The sequence below is a fragment of the Geomonas diazotrophica genome, from assembly GCF_018919385.1.
In the GTDB taxonomy this organism is placed as follows: Bacteria; Desulfobacterota; Desulfuromonadia; order Geobacterales; family Geobacteraceae; genus Geomonas; species Geomonas diazotrophica.
Window position 1 is genome coordinate 1 of sequence record NZ_JAHLMF010000018.1, and the last position, 17,125, is coordinate 17,125.

Consider the following 17,125-nt stretch of genomic DNA (forward strand, 5'->3'; position numbering starts at 1 on the left):
GAGGTGGCGGACGAAAAATGGCGAACCTTCTCTAGGTACCGGATCGGTACTCGGCGTGAGTCTGGCGCGAATAAGAAAAGGCATCCTCCGTTGAAAGATGCCCTACGAGAAGGTTATCACCTCTTGATCTTTGAAAAGAAACTTGACTAATGGCCACATAAGAAAAGGGCGGAAGGTTTCCCCTCCGCCCCGTTTGCAGCTTTGCGCCCATTCTTACTTGAAGAGGGCCTTCTGGTACTCGCGGTTAAGCCTTGCGATGAACTTGACGTTGATCCCTTTCGGGCAGGCGGCCTGGCACTCGTAGTGGTTCGAGCAGTTGCCAAAGCCCGCTTCCTGCATCGCTTCGGTCATGGCGCAGACGCGCTCAGCTGCCTCTGCCTTGCCCTGCGGCAGGGCGGCCAGCTGGGCGACCTTGGCCGAGGTGTAGAGCATCGCCGAACCGTTGGGGCAGGCGGCGACGCAGGCGCCGCAGCCGATGCACTCGGCGGCGTCCATGGCGTAGTCGGCGTCCACTTTGGGGACGAGGATGGCGTTACCGTCCGCGACACCGCCGGTGTGGCAGGAGGTGTAACCACCGGCCTGCATGATCTTCTCGAGGCCACTTCTGTCGACGATCAGGTCCTTGAGGATCGGGAAGGCAAGTGCGCGCCACGGCTCGATGTAGATGGTGTCGCCGTCGCTGAAGTTCCTCATGTGCAACTGGCAGACGGTGGTACGCTCCTGGCCGCCGTGGGGCACGCCGTTGATGACCTGGGAGCACATGCCGCAGATACCCTCGCGGCAGTCGTGGTCGAATACGATCGGGTCCTTCCCTTCCTTGATCAGCTGCTCGTTCACTTCGTCAAGCATCTCCAGAAAAGACTGATCCGGACTTACATTTTTGGCATCGTACTGCTCGAGCTTGCCCGGCTGATTGGGACCACTTTGGCGCCATACGTGTAGTGTGAGGTTCATTATTTATAACTCCTTACCGCCAGATGAACGTTCTCGAACGTCAACGGCTCCTTGTGCAGTTCGGGCTCTTTGTCGACACCTTTGAACTCCCAGGCTCCAACGTAGCAGTAGTTCTCGTCGTCACGCTTCGCCTCGCCGTCGGGCATCTGGTGCTCGACGCGGAAGTGACCGCCGCAGGACTCGTTCCTGTGCAGCGCGTCCTTCGCCATCAGCTCGCCAAACTCGAGGAAGTCCGCCACGCGGCCGGCGTTCTCCAGCTGCTGGTTCAGCTCCTCTCCCTTGCCGGTGACCTTGACGTTCTTCCAGAATTCCTCGCGCAGGGCCGGGATCCGCTTGATGGCGTCCTTGAGGCTCTCTTCGCTCCTCGCCATGCCGACGTTCTCCCACATGATCTTGCCCAGCTCGCGGTGGAACTCGGAGACGGTCTTCTTGCCGTTGATGTTGAGGAGGCGGTTGTTGTAAGACTTCACGTCCTCGACCGATTTCTTGCACTCGGGGTGGTCCGCCTTGACCGCGCCCGGCTTGGTCTTCGCGAGGTAGTTCGCGATGGTGTAAGGGATGACGAAGTAGCCGTCGGCGAGGCCCTGCATGAGCGCGGAAGCACCCAGGCGGTTCGCGCCGTGGACCGAGAAGTTCGCCTCGCCAAGCACGAAGAGGCCGGGAACGTTGCTCTCGCAGTTGTAGTCGACCCAGAGGCCGCCCATGGAGTAGTGCGGTGCCGGGTACATGCGCATCGGCTGCTTGTATGCGTTCTCGTCGGTGATCTTCTCGTACATCTCGAAGAGGTTGCCGTAGCGCTCGCGGATGGTGTGCTCGCCCACGCGCTTGATCGCGTCGGAGAAGTCGAGGTTCACGCCGCGGCCGCCGGGGCCGACGCCGCGCCCGTCGTCGCACTGCTCTTTAGCGGCGCGCGAGGCGATGTCGCGGGGGGCGAGGTTACCGAAGGAGGGGTATTTCCTCTCCAGGTAGTAGTCACGCTCGTCTTCCGGGATGTCGTTGGGGTGACGGTTGTCCCCCTTCTTCTTCGGAGCCCAGCAGCGGCCGTCGTTTCTGAGCGACTCGGACATGAGGGTCAGTTTCGACTGGTGCTCACCGTGCTGCGGGATGCAGGTCGGGTGAATCTGGGTGTAGCAGGGGTTGGCGAAGAAGGCGCCCTTCTTGTGGGCACGCCAGTTCGCGGTGACCGAGCAACCCATCGCGTTGGTGGAGAGATAGAACACGTTGACGTAGCCGCCGGTGGCGAGTACGACCGCGTCGCCCACGTGGGTACGGATCTCGCCGGTGATGAGGTCGCGGATGGTGATCCCTTTCGCCTCGCCGTCAACCACGACTAGGTCGAGCATCTCGGTGCGTGCGAAGAGCTTCACGGTGCCGGCCTTCACCTGGCGGGAAAGAGCCGAGTAGGCGCCCAGAAGGAGCTGCTGACCCGTTTGGCCGCGGGCGTAGAAGGTACGGGAGACCTGGGCGCCACCGAAGGAGCGGTTGTCCAGGTAGCCTGCGTAGTCGCGGGCAAACGGAACGCCCTGGGCGACACACTGGTCGATGATGTTGTTGGACACCTGGGCCAGACGCCAGACGTCCGCCTCGCGGGCACGGAAGTCGCCACCCTTGATGGTGTCGTAGAACAGGCGGTAGATGCTGTCGCCGTCGTTCGGGTAGTTCTTCGCGGCGTTGATGCCGCCCTGCGCTGCGATGGAGTGGGCGCGGCGCGCGCTGTCCTGGTAGCAGAAGGCTTCGACGTTGTAGCCGAGTTCGCCCAGGGTAGCCGCGGCTGCGCCACCGGCCAGGCCGGTGCCTACAACGAGAACTTTGTACTTACGCTTGTTTGCGGGGTTAACCAGCTTCAGGTCGAAGCGGTGTCTGTCCCACGAGGTCTGAATCGGTCCTTTCGGACATTTTCCGTCGAGTATCACTTGAACCCCCTAAAGTTTCAATAAGCCGGCCAGGATGACGGCAGGAATCGAGATGTATGCGAGCATGAGGATGGCGGAGATAACCTTGCCACCGGTACCGAAGGCCGGGATGGTCTTCTCGTTGTTCCACCCCATGGTCTGCAGGAAGCTCGGGATACCGTGGGAGAGGTGCAGGAACAGCATCAGCATGGCGAACATGTAGGCCAGGGCGATCAGGCCGTTGCCGAAGCTGGTCACCACCATCCTGAACACGTCCGGACGGTTGGCGGAGTCGAGGCCGACCACAACGTCGGGGGTACCATGAATGGTGAACTGGGCCAGGTGGTACACGATGAACAGAGCGACCAGCAGGCCGGTCCAGATCATGTTCTCCGAGGCGAAGCTCGCCTTCAGGTTCCTTTTCACCGCATAAGCGCCGGGGTTGGCCGCCTTGTTCTCCAGGGTCAGCGTGACGCCGTAGCAGATGTGAACGGCGATGGCTGCCAGCATGAACAGGCGGAAGGCCCAGACCAGCGGCGGCAGGCTATGCAGGTGCTCGGCATAGGCGTTGATGCCGTTGGGGCCGAAGAAAATGGTGGAGTTTCCGATCAGGTGTATCAGGATGAAGATGATCAGGAGCTGACCCGTGATGGACATCAGGATCTTTCTTCCCACAGAGCTAGATAAGATTCGCATGTTTTTGTCCCTTTGCCTTTTTTCGATTAATCAGTTGGGTTGGATTGCCTGCGTACACCGGAGGAGTACAAGTCCCGAAGACCCGATCACGGGGCGGACTCGCGGCTTCCGCTTGGGGAGGATGGGGGACCACGCCACGGGCTCAGTGTCTGCATTCGATCTCTCCTTTATTAATCTCACATTAGCAACAGTGGATGGTATGTATAGCATAAAAATCGGCGGGTTGATAGACGCGCATATTAAATGCCGTTATACGAAAATGCAACAGTTTTTTGTATACAGCATACAATTAATGGTTCAGCGACCTTAGCCCCTTCTAAACTGCAGTAACCATGTTTTGAAATAATGCTTACGCGGGCGTTATGTTGCATTTTTTACCCCGCTCTGCTAATTAGGATAGCGACCCTCAATAAAACATTAGGAAGCCAGGAAGGTTCATGATTTATAAACTGCTCAAGAAGGACCCCAAGTCCGGGGCGCGCCGCGGCGTGGTGACCACCGCTCACGGCGAGATCCAGACTCCCATATTCATGCCGGTGGCTACCCACGCCGCCATGAAGGCGATGACCCCGGCGCAGGTCAAGGAGACCGGCGCCCAGATCATCCTCTCCAACACCTACCACCTGCACCTGCACCCCGGCGAAGCCCTGGTGCAGAAAGCGGGCGGCCTGCACAAGTTCATGTGCTGGGACGGCCCGATCCTCACCGACTCCGGCGGGTTCCAGGTTTTCTCGCTCCCGAAGAAGCGGATCACCGAGGAAGGGGTCTTCTTCCGCCACGAGGACACCGGCGAGGAGATCTTCCTCGACCCGGCCAAGGCCGTCGCCATCCAGGAGGCCCTCGGGGCCGACATCATCATGAACTTCGACGAGTGCATCCCCTACCCCTGCGACAAGGCGTACGCGGAGCGCTCCACCGCGAAGACCATCCGCTGGGCGAAGCAGTGCATAGAGGCGCACTCGCGCGAGAACCAGTACCTGTTCGGCATCGTGCAGGGGAGCGTGTTCGAGGACTTGCGAAAGCGCTGCGCCAAGGCGCTGGTGAAGATGGATTTCCCCGGCTACGCCATCGGCGGGGTATCCGTGGGCGAGGGGCTTGAGCTTTTGAAGCAGGTGGTGGGGTATACCGCGCCGCACCTCCCCGAGGACAAGCCGCGCTACCTGATGGGGGTGGGGCTCCCCGAGGACATCCTGGAGAGCGTCGAGCGCGGCATCGACATGTTCGACTGCGTCATCCCGACCCGCTACGCGAGAAGCGCCACGCTCTTCACCAACCGCGGCCGGATCCGGCTCACCAACAAGAACTACCGGCGCGACTTCTACCCGGTGGAGCCCAACTGCAGCTGCTACACCTGCCGCAACTTCACCAGGGCCTACCTGCACCACCTGTTCACCTCGAACGAGGTGCTCTCGGCGATCCTGGCCAGCATCCACAACGTGCACTTCTACCTGAACATGATGGCCGAGATCCGGACCTCCATCGAGGAGGGGCGGTTCCTCGAATACAAGCAGAACTTCCTCGCCGCGTACCTGAAGGGGAAATAGTGAACCTCGTGCAACGCCCATATCTCATTGCGACGCTGGCGCTGGCGCTCCTTGCCGGCTGCTCCAAGAAAGATCAGCAACACCCCCCCGAGGCCAAGCGCCCCCCGGCACAGATGGAGCTGACCGGCGAGGCCCTTTTCAACGAACGCTGCCGGGACTGCCACATCGTGAACGACAAGGGGGGCGTGGTCGGCCCCGAGCTGTCCCACGTCGGAAGCAAGCGGGACCGCCGTTTCCTCGAGCAGGTGATACGGGAACCGGCCAAGGTCTACCCCGGAACAGCCATGCCTCCCTACGACACCTTCTCGAAGAAGCAGATCGACTCACTGGTCGACTACCTGAGCGGGCTCAAGTAATATTTTTAATCCTTCACAGCTCGTCACCACGTCCCTTGCTCCCCTGCCCAGTCCACTCCCTCTCCCCCCCCGGGAGAGGGGATCCGAAGGGGGGGTGAGGGGTTGTTGCACGCAGCGACTGGTGCACGTGGCGACTCCCTCCCTCCGCCCCTCTCCCGAGGGGGAGAGGGGGCACTGGACCACATGATCACAATCCACTCTTCCCGGAGAACCCAGCCATGACCACTGAAACCACGCAAAACCGCTTCGACCGCCTCATGGAGACCATGCGCAGACTGCGCGCGCCGGGAGGGTGCCCCTGGGACGCCGAACAGAGCCACGAGTCGCTCAAGCGATACCTGCTGGAGGAGTCTTACGAGGTGATCGAGGCGATCGACGCCAAGGACGACGCGCTCCTGAAGGAAGAACTAGGCGACCTCATCCTGCAGCCGGTCTTTCATGCGGCGGTAGCCGAGGAGCGCGGGGCCTTCACCATGGACCAGGTGCTCGACGCCATCAACGACAAGCTGGTGCGTCGTCACCCCCACGTCTTCGGGGACCAGGTGATCGAGAACAGCGCGGCGCAGGTGGAGAACTGGGAGAAGATCAAGAAGGGGGAGAAGGGTGACGAGCGGAAGTCGGCGCTTTCCGGCATCCCGCCGCACCTCCCTGCCCTCATGAAGGCGCAGAAGATCACCGAAAAGGCGGCCCGGGTAGGCTTCGACTGGGAACACACCGACCAGGTGTTCGCCAAGGTGATGGAGGAGCTGCACGAGTTCCAGGAGGCGATGGCCGCCGAGGACCAGCAGGAGATGGAGTCGGAGCTTGGGGATCTCCTCTTCGCCATCGTGAACCTAGGGCGCTTCCTGTCGCTCGACCCGGAGGAGGCCCTCAGGAAGACGATCAAACGTTTCACCCGGCGCTTCACCCACATTGAGGAGACCCTGCACGGAGCCGGGCGGAAGCTGCAGGATGCCACCCTGGAGGAGATGGATCTGCTCTGGGAAGAAGCCAAGAAATTAGAGAAACGTTGAATCTAATTAATTTTTTTGGGAGACCAGCGGCTTATCCACATTTTGTGTGGATAAGATGTGGATAACGATGTTGACAAACTGAGAAACCTGCGGCTTTTAAGCACTTTCCGCGTTCTGCATAAATATTCGCCACGACGATATTCGAACGAAAAATCAACAACTTACAGCGGATTGTATACATTCGGGGTCTATCGACCCCACGATAAGTTAACCCAGCCTAATTAGTCGACGGGGCCGGTGGAAATCCTGTGCATAACTACCTGATTTTCGCCCGCGCCACCCCTCCCTTGGCATCAAAATTCACCCCTTCCATCAACAACAGCCCCCGCTTCGAATCCGTCCCTCCCGGAGCGGTGAAACCGGTCATGACGCCGCTGGCCCCGACCACCCTATGGCAGGGGATGATGATCGGCAAGAGGTTCCTCGCCATGGCCCCTCCGATCGCCCTCGCCCCCCTGGGCGATCCGCAGGCGTCGGCCACCTCCTGGTAGCTGAACACGCTGCCGTAAGGGATGGAGGCCACCACGCGGTAGACCTCTTTCTGGAACGGGGTGCAGCCATCCAGGTCCAAGGGAAGGTCGAAGACCACACGCTCGCCCGCGAAGTAGCGCTGCAGCAAGGCCGCCCCCTGCGCGGTCAGCGCGCTCTCGCCGCTTGCCTGCGGGTACAGGGTCGCCGCAAGTTCCAGCGCGTCGCCGGCGGACGCCGTGCCGTAGGGGAGATGATGGGCCACCACCCCCTTCCCGCTCGCCGCAAGCACCCCGTACCCGACGGAGGTCTCATATATGGTCCACGCAGTAACTGCCGCCCGATCGCTCATACCTTTCTCCTATAAAAAAACCGCGCAAGATTGCCGATATCCGATGAACGCAGCAGAAACGATACCATGTTGTTCCTGTGCCTTTCCAGCGGATTCTGCAACCCTGCGCGGTTTTGCCTCCGTCTATTTTTTAAGCAGCTTTCTCTTCGCCAGGGCGATCACGTCCCCGGCCTCCTCGCAGCGCAGCAGGTGCGCCGACACCAGGAAGATGGCCATTCCCGCCAGCACCGCTCCGCCCAGCACGCCCCCCTTGAGCAGCCGTTTCCCGGCCGGCGACCAGTCGATGAGACGCATGATCCAATACACCACCAGCGCCATCGGGACAGAGGCGATGATCCCCTTCACCCCGGCAATGGAAATGGCCCGACCGCCGAAGGGTCCGATCTTCTTTCTCAGGAACCAGAGCAGGAGCAGCATGTTGCCCAGCGCGGAGAGCGACGAGGCGAGCGCCAAGCCGCCATGCTTCATGGGCCCCATCAGGATGAGGCTGAACAGCAGGTTGAGCACGAAAGCGGCGAAGGCGGTGAGCACCGGGGTCCTGGTATCCTTGAGGGCGTAGAAGGCGGGGACCAGCACGCGCACCAGCGCCACGAAGGAGAGCCCCAGGGAGTAGTACAGGAGGGCGATGCCGCAGTTGGTCGCCTTGGCGTAGTCGAAGGCGCCCCCCATGAACAAGAGGGAGAAGATGGGGGTGGCGCAGAAGATGAGTCCGACCATGGCGGGGATGGTGATGAACAGGGTGAGCCGGACGCCGTAGGAGAGGGATTCCTTGAGCGCGTCCATGTCCCCCGCGGCGGCCTGCCGGCTCATGGACGGAAGCACCGCCTGCGCGACCGACACGGTGAAGATCCCCTGGGGGAACTCGAAGAGCCGCTGCGCGTAGTAGAGGTAGGAAACGCTCCCCTCGGGGAGCATGGACGCCAGGATGGAGCCGACGGTTATGTTGAGGTAGTAGACCCCCACCCCGAACACCGAGGGGCCCATGAGCAGCGTGATCCTCTTCAGGGCCGGATGGTCCAGGTTGAAGTCCGGCTTGAGCGGGAAGCCCATCCGGTAGAGCACCGGCAACTGCAGGAGCAGTTGCAGCACCCCGCCGATCAGCACGCCGACGGCCAGCGAGACGATGGGGACCTGGAAACGGTCGTGCAGCAGCAAGGCGGACAGGATCATGGAGATGTTGAGGAACACCGTGGAGATCGCCGGGGTGAAGAAGTGGCGCAGCGTGTTCAGTATCCCCATGCACAGGGCAACGAGGCTCACGAAGAAGATGTAGGGGAACATGAGCCGGTTCAGGAGGATGGTCACCGACAGCTTCTCCGGATTGGACGAGAAGCCGGGGAACATCAGGTGCACAAGCTGCGGCGAGAAGATGATGCCGAGGACGGTGATGGCGGCCATCACCATGGTGAGCGCGGTGAAGCAGACGTTGGCCAGCGCGCGGGTCTCCTCTTCCCCCTTGTTGGTGTGCCACTCGGAGAAGGTGGGGACGAAGGCGGAGGTGAGAGCGCCCTCGGCGAAGAAGCGGCGCAGCATGTTGGGGATCTGGAATGCGGCAAAGAAGGCGTCCGTGTAGAGGCCTGCGCCGAACAGGCGGGAGACCACCATGTCCCGGACCATGCCCATGATGCGGGAGAGCATGGTGGCCGCGCCCAAGACGCCGGCGGCGCGGGCTATGTTCTTCTTTTCAGACAAACAACCTCCTAAAATCTAAAAGCTTCAACGCAAAGGCGCAAAGCCGCAGAGTCGCAAAGAAAACCGGAAACACCCAAAGGGTGAAAAGCAAAAACCTGAAGCTCCTCCGCGCCTTAGCGCCTTAGCGCCTTGGCGTTAAGGCTTTTGACCCTGTTTCCTGTCCACCTGCCGGAAATACTCCTCCCGGCAGAAATTCTCGACGTCGACCATGGCGGCGAAGGCCTCGCCGAACCCCTCCCGCCCCAGGGTGAACACGCCGTGCCCGTAGACGATGGCGGAACCGCTGGCGCCTATCACCGGCGGGACCCGCCTGGCCAGCCCACCCGCCCCGATCTCTCCCGCGACCACCGGCGTCCCCCCCAGCTCCCGCACGTGGGGGCAGTCCTTCCAGCAGTCCTTGATGGCACACTCCTTCTTCCGGTCGCAGATCATGCTCATCACCACGGAAAACTTCGGATGCCCGTGCAGGATGACGCGGGCGCCGGTCTGCTCGTAGACCTTCCGGTGCGCCAACAGCTCGCTGGAGGCGGTGATCCCGGTGGTGGACGAGTTGTCGGCGGGGACCGGGTCGATGCACCCCTTAAGTTCATCCAGGCTCGCGGCGGTCTGCGAGATGTAGATCAGCTCCCCCGCCGATGCGGAGATGTTGCCGAAGAAGGAATCGACCAGCCCCCGCTCCACGGTGTAGCGCCCCACCCGCTCGATCTCGGCGAGGATCTCCTCCTTCTCCAGGGAAAGGGCGCCGACGAAGTCAAGCCCCGCGGCCGACAGCGGCCTCAGCCATTGCTGGCGGAAGGCATCGAAGGCCTCCCGCTCCCCGGCCAGGCTGAAGCCGTCGGCGAGGACGTCCTGCAGGTACTTGACGAAGGTGGAATGGAACACGGAGGAGTAGTTGATGAAGGCCTGCTCCACCGTTATGGCACCGACGGCCACGATCCCGACCCCCTCGACGATGACCCCTTTCCTGTTGCCGAGGAGCTTGGCAAGGATGGGGGCGGGGTCCCCGGCAAGGTCCCGGCGGCGCAGGAAGGGTATGTCGTGCAGGAAGGTCCGGGTCTCGGTGTCCTGCGGCACGATGCACTCCTCCCCAGCACCGGCCCGGGCGATCAGGAAGTCGGCAAAGGGGAGGGACGGACGCGCGGCCACGAGCGCCAGGGAGTTGAGTCGCGACAGCGTGTTCCCGGCCAGGGCCGCCAGTTCGGGCGCCCCCGCCGTGATGAGCACGTCGTCCTGCGCCGCGAAGGCGATGCCGTCGGCACAGGCGGAGCGGTCGGCAACGAGTTTTCCCGTGTATTTATCGATTTGGTCTCGCATCTCTCACAGTTTCATGTTGGTTTCAGTAAAGGGGAGGCCCGGGTCTTCGTCCCCCGCACCCGATCAGGGCAGTTCCGCAAGGAGGTCCCGGCCGCCGAAGCATCCCCGCTCGTCGAGACCGCGGATGCGGTAGTACTTCTGCAGCTCCTCCTCGAAGCGGGCCCGGTCGATGGGGGGAACGTCGATCCCCTCGCCGGCGCTCCCGGCCTCCTCGAAGAAGCGCTGCGGCAGCATGTCGTTGGCGCGGCCGAACCCGTTGGCGCAGTTGTAGAAGCGCTCGGTGAGGTAGATCCGCTCGCCGATCGCCTTGAGCGACTCCGGGCCGTACTCCACGCCGGTCACCGCGGAGAGGAGTTCACCGTACTCCTCCAGGGTCGCGCCGAAGAAGGCGAACTTGCAGGCGACCAGGGAGTCGACCGCAGCGTTGACGTCCTCGGCGATCTTGATGATCCTGGCCTTGCCGGAGAAGGAGAAGCGGTCGGTGGGGACCGGCTTTCTCAGGATCTCGTGCGAGATGGGATAGGCGCGCAGATGGCAGCCGCCGCGGTTGGAGGTCACGTACGCGAGCGCCATCCCGTAGGCGCCGCGCGGGTCGTAGGCGGGCAGCTCCAGGGACTTCACGCTCATGGAGAGTTCGGGCTTCCCCAAAATCTCGGCTACGCGCCGGGAACCGAGGCTCAGGAGCTCCCCCTGGCCGTGGCGGTAGGCGATGTCGGCGAGGAGGCCCGCCACTTCCGCGGCATCCGGGAAACGCCCGCGCGCCTCGCCGAACGCCGACAGGGTGGCCGCGGCGGAGATGGTGTCGAGGCCGAGCTCGTTGCACAGCGAGTTGGCCTTCACGATGGCGTGCAGGTCGGAGATGCCGTTCAGGGCGCCGAAGTGGTTCACCGTTTCGTATTCCGGCAGCGGCTCCCCGGCAGCGCTCGCCTTCTTGCACTGGATGGGGCAGCCGTAGCACCCTTCCTTCCTGGCTCCGCACTCCTCGCGGATGGCCGGCCCGGAGTAGTTGCCGGACTCCGCGAAGAAGGTGGAGCGGAAATTCTCGGTGGGAGCCATGCGCCGCTGCGCCATCAGGTCGACCAGCGCCGGGGTGCCGTACTCGGCGATGCCCAGCTCGCCGAAGATGACCGGTGAGGCCCGGAACAGGCGCATGACGTCGGCGCGGGCGGCGTCGAAGCGCTCCTGGTCGGCAACCCCGGTCACGCCGTCGCCCTGCACCGTGATCGCCTTCAACCCCTTGGCCCCCATGACGGCACCGAGGCCGCCGCGCCCGATCGAGTTCCCCTCCCCCATCATGATGTTGGCAAAGAGGACACCGTTCTCGCCGGCGGGGCCGATGGCGGTCACCGAGCCGTGTACCTTGAGCGCAGCGACCGTCTCCTTCACCCCCTTGCCCCACAGCGACTGGGCCGGATGCAGTTCGGCACGCTCCCCCTCGACGCAGAGAAAGACCGGTTGGGGGCTCTTGCCCGTGATGAAGAGTGCGTCCAGCCCGGCCGCCTTGAGCCGCCAGGCGAAGCGCCCGCCAGCCGAGCAGTCGTAGATAGTGCCGGTGAGCGGCGACCGGGAGACACAGGCAAGGCGCGCCGCGGTGGGGGAATTGGTACCGCACAGGGGGCCGACGGCAAAGATGAGCGGCAGGTCCGGCTCGAAGGGGCCGAGGCGGAAGTAGTCCCGCATCAGCCTGACCCCCAGCCCGCGCCCCCCCAGGTAGGCGTGCAGAATCTCGGTGGGGATCTCCCTGCGCTCGCAGGTGCCGCGGGTGAGATCGACATGCAGCAACTTTCCGGTCCAGCCAAACATACGAAACCCCGAAAAAACTGTTCTACGTTCTATGTTCTACGTTCTACGTGGTAAGTCTCCCCGTCTTCGACTCAGCACCCAACACGGTGGTTAGAGCCGTCAACGCTTGACCTGGAACGTAGAACTCAGAACGGTTTCTAAAGCAGTTCCTGCTTCCCCTGCCGCTCCAGCTCTTCGACCACCTTCTTCACATCCTGCGCGGCCCCCTTGGAGCAGACCAGCAGCGCATCGGGGGTGTCCACCACGATCAGGTCGCTGACGCCGACAAAGGCTACCATTTTACCGTTGCCATAGGCAAGACACTCCTTGGCCCCGACGGACACCGCTCCGCTCGAGTTGATCACCACATGCCCCGCAGCGTCCGCCTCCATCACCTCGGGGAGCGCGCTCCAGGAGCCCACGTCGCTCCACCCGAAGGAGGCCGGAATAACCTGCACGTCCTGCGCCTTCTCCATGACCCCGAAGTCGATCGACTCCCCCTTGATACCGCCGTAGATGTCGGCTATCTGGGGCTTCAGATCGGAAATTTCCCACACGTCGGTCTCGAAGGTGAGCTTGGCCAAGGCCTGGGAGAGCTCGGGCATGTGCTGCGCGATCTGGTCCAGTATGGCGCAGGCGCCCCAGACGAACATGCCGCTGTTCCAGTAGAAGCGCCCGGAGGCGAGGAACTCCAGGGCGCGCTCCAGGTTGGGCTTTTCCACGAAGCGTTTGACCGGGGCGGCGCCGGAACCGGCAGGATCTGAAGCCTCGATGTAGCCGTAACCGGTCTCGGGCCTGGTCGGGGTGATCCCCAGGGTCACCAGCGCGCCGCTCACCGCTACCGAGCGTGCAGCAGCAAGGGTGGCGCGGAAGGTCTCCTCGTCGACGATGTAGTGGTCGGCCGGCAGCACCACCATGATCCCGTCCGGGTCGAAGCGGGCGATGATGGAGGCGGCCAGGCCGATGGCTGGTGCCGTGTTGCGCCCCACCGGTTCCTCGATCACGTCGACCGGGACCCCCTCGATATATGCCAGCTGGCTCCTGGTCTCGGCCGCCTGCAGCGCGTTGGTGATCACCATTACCCGCTTGGGATAGAGCGGCAGGACGCGTTCCACCGTCCTTTGCAGCATCGACTTGCCGCCGAAGACGGACATCAGCTGCTTGGGCGTGCTTTTGCGGGACAGCGGCCAGAACCTGGTGCCGGAGCCTCCTGCCAGGATGACGATGTACATGGTTATTCCTCCAAAGCGACGGATAGATGCCCCTCCGCAAAGGAGGGGGAGGAACTGCAAAATCAGCTTGTTCCCTGCATGGGCCTGCGCAGCTTCATGACGAGCGCCGCGGGGAAGAAGGCGAACAGGCTCAGCATCGCTCCCATCTTGGCGGCAGAGCTCGCTGCGGGGTCGGAAAAGGCCTCCCCGGCTACGAAGAGCGCAACGGTGAAACCGATCCCCGCGATCAGGCCGGTCGCGAACAGCTCCCTCAACCCCACGCCGATGGGAAGCGGAAAGCCGAGCTTGCTCCCCAAGAGCGCAAACCCCACGATGCCGGTCGTCTTGCCACAGATCAGGGAAAGAAGCACCAGCCACGTGGCGGGGCCGACGGAACTGAAAGCGACGCCGGCATTGACCAGCCCGAAGACGAAGAGCCCCAGGTCCACGAAGAGCTTCCAGTCATGCTCGAAGCGGGAGAGCGGCGTCAGGTCGTTGGGGTCCATGTCGAACATGTGGCGCTTCTCCACCGGCGGGTGCGGCAGAAAGGGTACCACGAGGGTCAGCGCCAGGGCCGGGTGCAGGTGCGCCTCGTGCAGACCGAACCAGCTGAGCGCCCCCCCGAAGACGAGGTACGGCCAGTAACTATTGACCCTCAAGCGGCGCAGCAGGTAACAAAGGGCGACCGCGGCGCCGCACAGAACCAGCCATGCGGGTTGCACCGGGGCAAGGGGGTCGCCGTAAAAAAGCGCTATGATCAATAGCCCTACCGCGTCATCGGTTATGGCCAGCAGCAGCAGGAAGGAGATGGCCGGATGCCCCCTGCCGAAAATGAAACGTGCCGCGAGCCAGGCGAGCGCGATGTCGGTCGCGGTCGGGATGCCCCACCCCCGGTACAGGGAGGGCTCCCCGAAGAGCCCGTTCAGGAACAGGTAGAGCGCGACCGGCCCCAGTATCCCGCCGACGGTGGCAAGAAGCGGGTTGACGGCGCGCCGTAGGGGGTGCAGATCGCCCCCCGGCAGACAGCTCTGGGTGATCTCGACGGCGGCGATGCCGAAGAAGAACGCCATGAACAGGTCGTTGGTGACGAAGTGAACAGAAAGACCCGCAAGAAGCGGGTCGTGCAGGAAGTGGTGGTACTGCTCCGGGGCCAGGTTCGCCCAAAACAGCGCGGCGATCACGCCGGCCGCCAGGGGAACAGAGAATTCCCTGAGCAGGTTCAGTTGTTTGTTCATCTATACGATCGGCTCCACGGCGGTATCGTCGGCGCTCTCCGCGGCAGGAGCTTCCACACGGTGGTAGTCGTCCTGGAACCGGACGATGTCGTCCTCGCCCAGGTACTCGCCGCTTTGCACCTCGATGATCACCAGCGGGATCACGCCGGGGTTCTCCAGTCGATGCGTCGAGCCGATCGGGATGAAGGTCGACTCGTTGATGTTGACGATCTTCACCGTATCCCCGCAGGTAACCTTGGCCGTACCGGATACCACGATCCAGTGCTCGCTGCGATGGTGGTGCATCTGCAGCGAAAGTCTCTGCCCCGGAAACACCTCGATGCGCTTGATCTTATAGCCGTTGTGCTCGTCCAGGACGGTATATGTTCCCCAGGGACGCTCTCCGCGTTCCATGATTGCCTCCATGTCTTTCGGTGGTGGTTGTGCAACCTCTCCCGGTGCATTCAGGTCTGTAGGGGCGAATAATCATTCGCCCAGCTTCGGGGCTTATCGTGCCGGCCTCAGCTCCAGGTAGCGCTTGAGCGCGTCCTGCCAGGGCTGGGGCACGAAGCCCGTGTCCTGCTGCAGCTTGCCGCAGTCCAGGGTGGAATAAAGCGGCCGCGGCGCCGGGCGATTCAACTGCTCCGTGGTCATCGGCAGGACCGCGACGTCGAGTCCGGCCAGCCGAAAGATCTCCTTCGCGAAACCGTTCCAGGACACGAACCCCGAGTTGGCCGCGTGGTAGGTCCCCTGGCATCCCTTGTCCAGCAGCGCCTTGATGGCCAAGGCAAGGTCGCGGGTCCAGGTGGGGGAGCCGATCTGATCGTCCACCACGGTCAGCTCCTTTTTCTCCGCGCCCAGCTTCAGCATGGTCTCCACGAAGTTCTTCCCGCCATGGCCGTAGAGCCACTGGGTGCGCACGACCAGGTGGTCCGGGTTGAACCAGGTGTTCATCTCGCCGGCGAGCTTGGACTCACCGTAGACGCTGAGGGGGGCCGCCAGGTCGTCCTCCAGGTAGGGGGAGCCCTTTTTGCCGTCGAAGATGTAGTCCGTGCTCACCTGGACCAGCTTGGCGCCGATCTCCTTGCTGATCATGGCCAGGAAGGCGACCCCTTCGCCGTTGACCTGCATGGCCAGCTCCGTGTTGGACTGGCAGCCGTCCACGTCGGTATAGGCGGCGGCGTTGATCACCACGGAGGGCTTCAAGGTGAGGAGCACCCGCTGCACCGACTCGAGGTCGGTGATGTCGATGTCGTCTACGTCCACCCCGCGTGCGGCGTCGCCATAGAGCGCCATCAACTCCTGCCCCAGCATCCCTTTGCTGCCAACTACCAGAATCATCTCAAACCCCTTAAAACCTGTTCTACGTTCTAGGTTCTACGTTGACACCAAACATCGAGCTCGTGCGCTTGTGGCACCGACACCCCAGCCTTGGGGCGACCAGAGACAAGCAAAGATTTTAACTTAGAACGTAGAACATAGAACGTAGAACTTGTTTTTTCCTTACGCCGCTCCGTACTGCATCTCGTAGTACTCCCGGTAGGCGCCGCTCACCACCTCCTCGACCCACCCCTGGTTGGCCAGGTACCAGTCGATGGTCTCGGCAATGCCGCGCTCGAAGGTGTAGCTCGGCTCCCAGGAGAGCTCGCGCTTGAGCTTGGAGGCGTCGATGGCGTAACGCCTGTCGTGCCCCTTGCGGTCCTTCACGAAGGTGATCAGCTCGCGGCTCTCCCCCGGGGCGCGCCCCAGCCGCTCGTCCATCAGGTCGCAGACCAGATTCACGATGTCGATGTTCTTCCACTCGTTGTTGCCGCCCACGTTGAAGATTTCCCCCGGTTTGCCGCTCTTGAGCACGCGCTCGATGGCTGCGGAGTGGTCCTTCACGTGCAGCCAGTCGCGCACGTTCAGCCCGTCGCCGTAGACCGGCAGGGAACGCTTCTTGAGGATGTTGTGGATCATGAGCGGGATCAGCTTCTCGGGGAAGTGATAGGGACCGTAGTTGTTGGAGCAGCGGGTGTTCAGGGTGGGGAGGCCGAAGGTCTCGAAATAGGCGCGCACCAAAAGGTCGGCACCGGCCTTGCTCGCGGAATACGGGGAGTTGGGCGCCAGCGGCGTCTCCTCGGTGAAGTACCCTTCGGGCCCTAGGCTGCCGTACACCTCGTCGGTGGAGACCTGCAGGAAACGGAAGTCGGGGAGCGTCTCGGCGTGCAGACGGCTCGCCTCCAGGAGGGTCTGGGTCCCCATCACGTTGGTTCTCACGAAGATGTCGGGGCCGGTGATGGAGCGGTCGACGTGCGATTCGGCGGCGAAATGCGCGACGGCATCCACCTTCTCCTCGGCCAGCAGGCGCGCCACCAGCTCGGCGTCGCAGATGTCACCCTTCACGAAGCGGTAGTTGGCGTTCGCCTCCACCGCCGTCAGGTTCTTCAGGTTCCCGGCATAGGTCAGCAGGTCCAGGTTGATTACCCGGCACCGCGGGTTCCCCGCCAGGAAGTGGTTGATGAAATTGGAACCGATGAACCCCGCCCCTCCCGTAACAAGTAAAGAGGTAGGGGTGAACGTATCCTGCATAAGGCCTCCGGTCGGCTTTTGGTCCGGGCCCCTCGACCAGGCGGTGCCCTCTTTTCAGCCGACTAT

The 17,125-nt window shown here is 62.8% G+C and carries 15 protein-coding genes; 3 read left to right on the forward strand and 12 right to left on the reverse strand.

All coding sequences use genetic code 11. The features are described from left to right. Nucleotides 1-213 precede the first annotated feature (213 nt). Genes KOM00_RS18050 through KOM00_RS18060 form a run of 3 tightly spaced genes read right to left on the reverse strand, consistent with a single transcriptional unit; the run spans nt 214 to nt 3,542 of the window. Nucleotides 214-954: a succinate dehydrogenase/fumarate reductase iron-sulfur subunit gene (locus tag KOM00_RS18050; protein ID WP_216500358.1), complete on the reverse strand. Its 741-nt coding sequence runs from the start codon at nt 952-954 to the stop codon at nt 214-216. After that, nucleotides 954-2,867 carry a fumarate reductase/succinate dehydrogenase flavoprotein subunit gene (locus KOM00_RS18055; protein ID WP_216500359.1) on the reverse strand — a complete coding sequence of 638 codons (1,914 nt, stop codon included), beginning with the start codon at nt 2,865-2,867 and terminating at the stop codon, nt 954-956. The genes KOM00_RS18050 and KOM00_RS18055 overlap by 1 nt, the downstream gene beginning before the upstream one ends. 9 nt (nt 2,868-2,876) lie before the next feature. After that, nucleotides 2,877-3,542 carry a succinate dehydrogenase cytochrome b subunit gene (locus KOM00_RS18060; protein WP_216500360.1) on the reverse strand — a complete coding sequence of 222 codons (666 nt, stop codon included), beginning with the start codon at nt 3,540-3,542 and terminating at the stop codon, nt 2,877-2,879. Between the two features lie 437 nt (nt 3,543-3,979). Between KOM00_RS18060 and tgt the strand changes: the two genes are divergently transcribed. From tgt to mazG, 3 genes are all read left to right on the forward strand, one after another. Further along, the gene (tgt, locus tag KOM00_RS18065) at nt 3,980-5,086 is read left to right on the forward strand and encodes a tRNA guanosine(34) transglycosylase Tgt (protein WP_216500361.1); all 1,107 of its coding nucleotides are present in this window, start codon (nt 3,980-3,982) and stop codon (nt 5,084-5,086) included. Then, on the forward strand, nt 5,086-5,442 hold the full coding sequence (locus tag KOM00_RS18070) for a c-type cytochrome (protein ID WP_239027607.1): 357 nt from the start codon (nt 5,086-5,088) through the stop codon (nt 5,440-5,442). The genes tgt and KOM00_RS18070 overlap by 1 nt, the downstream gene beginning before the upstream one ends. A 218-nt stretch (nt 5,443-5,660) precedes the next feature. Beyond that, nucleotides 5,661-6,455, forward strand: a complete 795-nt coding sequence (gene mazG / locus KOM00_RS18075; RefSeq protein WP_216500362.1) for a nucleoside triphosphate pyrophosphohydrolase — start codon at nt 5,661-5,663, stop codon at nt 6,453-6,455. Between the two features lie 256 nt (nt 6,456-6,711). On the opposite strand, the gene KOM00_RS18080 is transcribed toward mazG, so the two are convergent. From KOM00_RS18080 to rfbB, 9 genes are all read right to left on the reverse strand, one after another. After that, nucleotides 6,712-7,275, reverse strand: a complete 564-nt coding sequence (locus tag KOM00_RS18080; RefSeq protein WP_216500363.1) for a methylated-DNA--[protein]-cysteine S-methyltransferase — start codon at nt 7,273-7,275, stop codon at nt 6,712-6,714. A 123-nt stretch (nt 7,276-7,398) separates the two neighbouring features. Then, the gene (gene murJ, locus KOM00_RS18085) at nt 7,399-8,967 is read right to left on the reverse strand and encodes a murein biosynthesis integral membrane protein MurJ (protein WP_216500364.1); all 1,569 of its coding nucleotides are present in this window, start codon (nt 8,965-8,967) and stop codon (nt 7,399-7,401) included. 135 nt (nt 8,968-9,102) lie between these two features. Further along, a complete protein-coding gene (locus KOM00_RS18090; protein WP_216500366.1) occupies nt 9,103-10,281 on the reverse strand; it encodes a class II aldolase/adducin family protein in 1,179 nt (392 codons plus the stop codon). 63 nt (nt 10,282-10,344) lie between these two features. Next, nucleotides 10,345-12,084: an aldehyde ferredoxin oxidoreductase family protein gene (locus KOM00_RS18095; RefSeq protein WP_216500367.1), complete on the reverse strand. Its 1,740-nt coding sequence runs from the start codon at nt 12,082-12,084 to the stop codon at nt 10,345-10,347. Between the two features lie 137 nt (nt 12,085-12,221). After that, on the reverse strand, nt 12,222-13,295 hold the full coding sequence (locus KOM00_RS18100) for a mannose-1-phosphate guanylyltransferase (protein ID WP_216500368.1): 1,074 nt from the start codon (nt 13,293-13,295) through the stop codon (nt 12,222-12,224). Between the two features lie 62 nt (nt 13,296-13,357). Beyond that, nucleotides 13,358-14,509, reverse strand: coding sequence for a Na+/H+ antiporter NhaA (locus tag KOM00_RS18105; protein ID WP_216500369.1), 1,152 nt, complete (start codon nt 14,507-14,509; stop codon nt 13,358-13,360). Then, nucleotides 14,510-14,902: a phosphomannose isomerase type II C-terminal cupin domain gene (locus KOM00_RS18110; RefSeq protein WP_216500370.1), complete on the reverse strand. Its 393-nt coding sequence runs from the start codon at nt 14,900-14,902 to the stop codon at nt 14,510-14,512. It abuts the gene before it with no gap. A 93-nt stretch (nt 14,903-14,995) separates the two neighbouring features. Beyond that, on the reverse strand, nt 14,996-15,829 hold the full coding sequence (gene rfbD, locus KOM00_RS18115) for a dTDP-4-dehydrorhamnose reductase (protein ID WP_216500371.1): 834 nt from the start codon (nt 15,827-15,829) through the stop codon (nt 14,996-14,998). A 162-nt stretch (nt 15,830-15,991) separates the two neighbouring features. Further along, on the reverse strand, nt 15,992-17,059 hold the full coding sequence (gene rfbB / locus KOM00_RS18120; RefSeq protein ID WP_216500372.1) for a dTDP-glucose 4,6-dehydratase: 1,068 nt from the start codon (nt 17,057-17,059) through the stop codon (nt 15,992-15,994). Nucleotides 17,060-17,125: the final 66 nt, after the last annotated feature.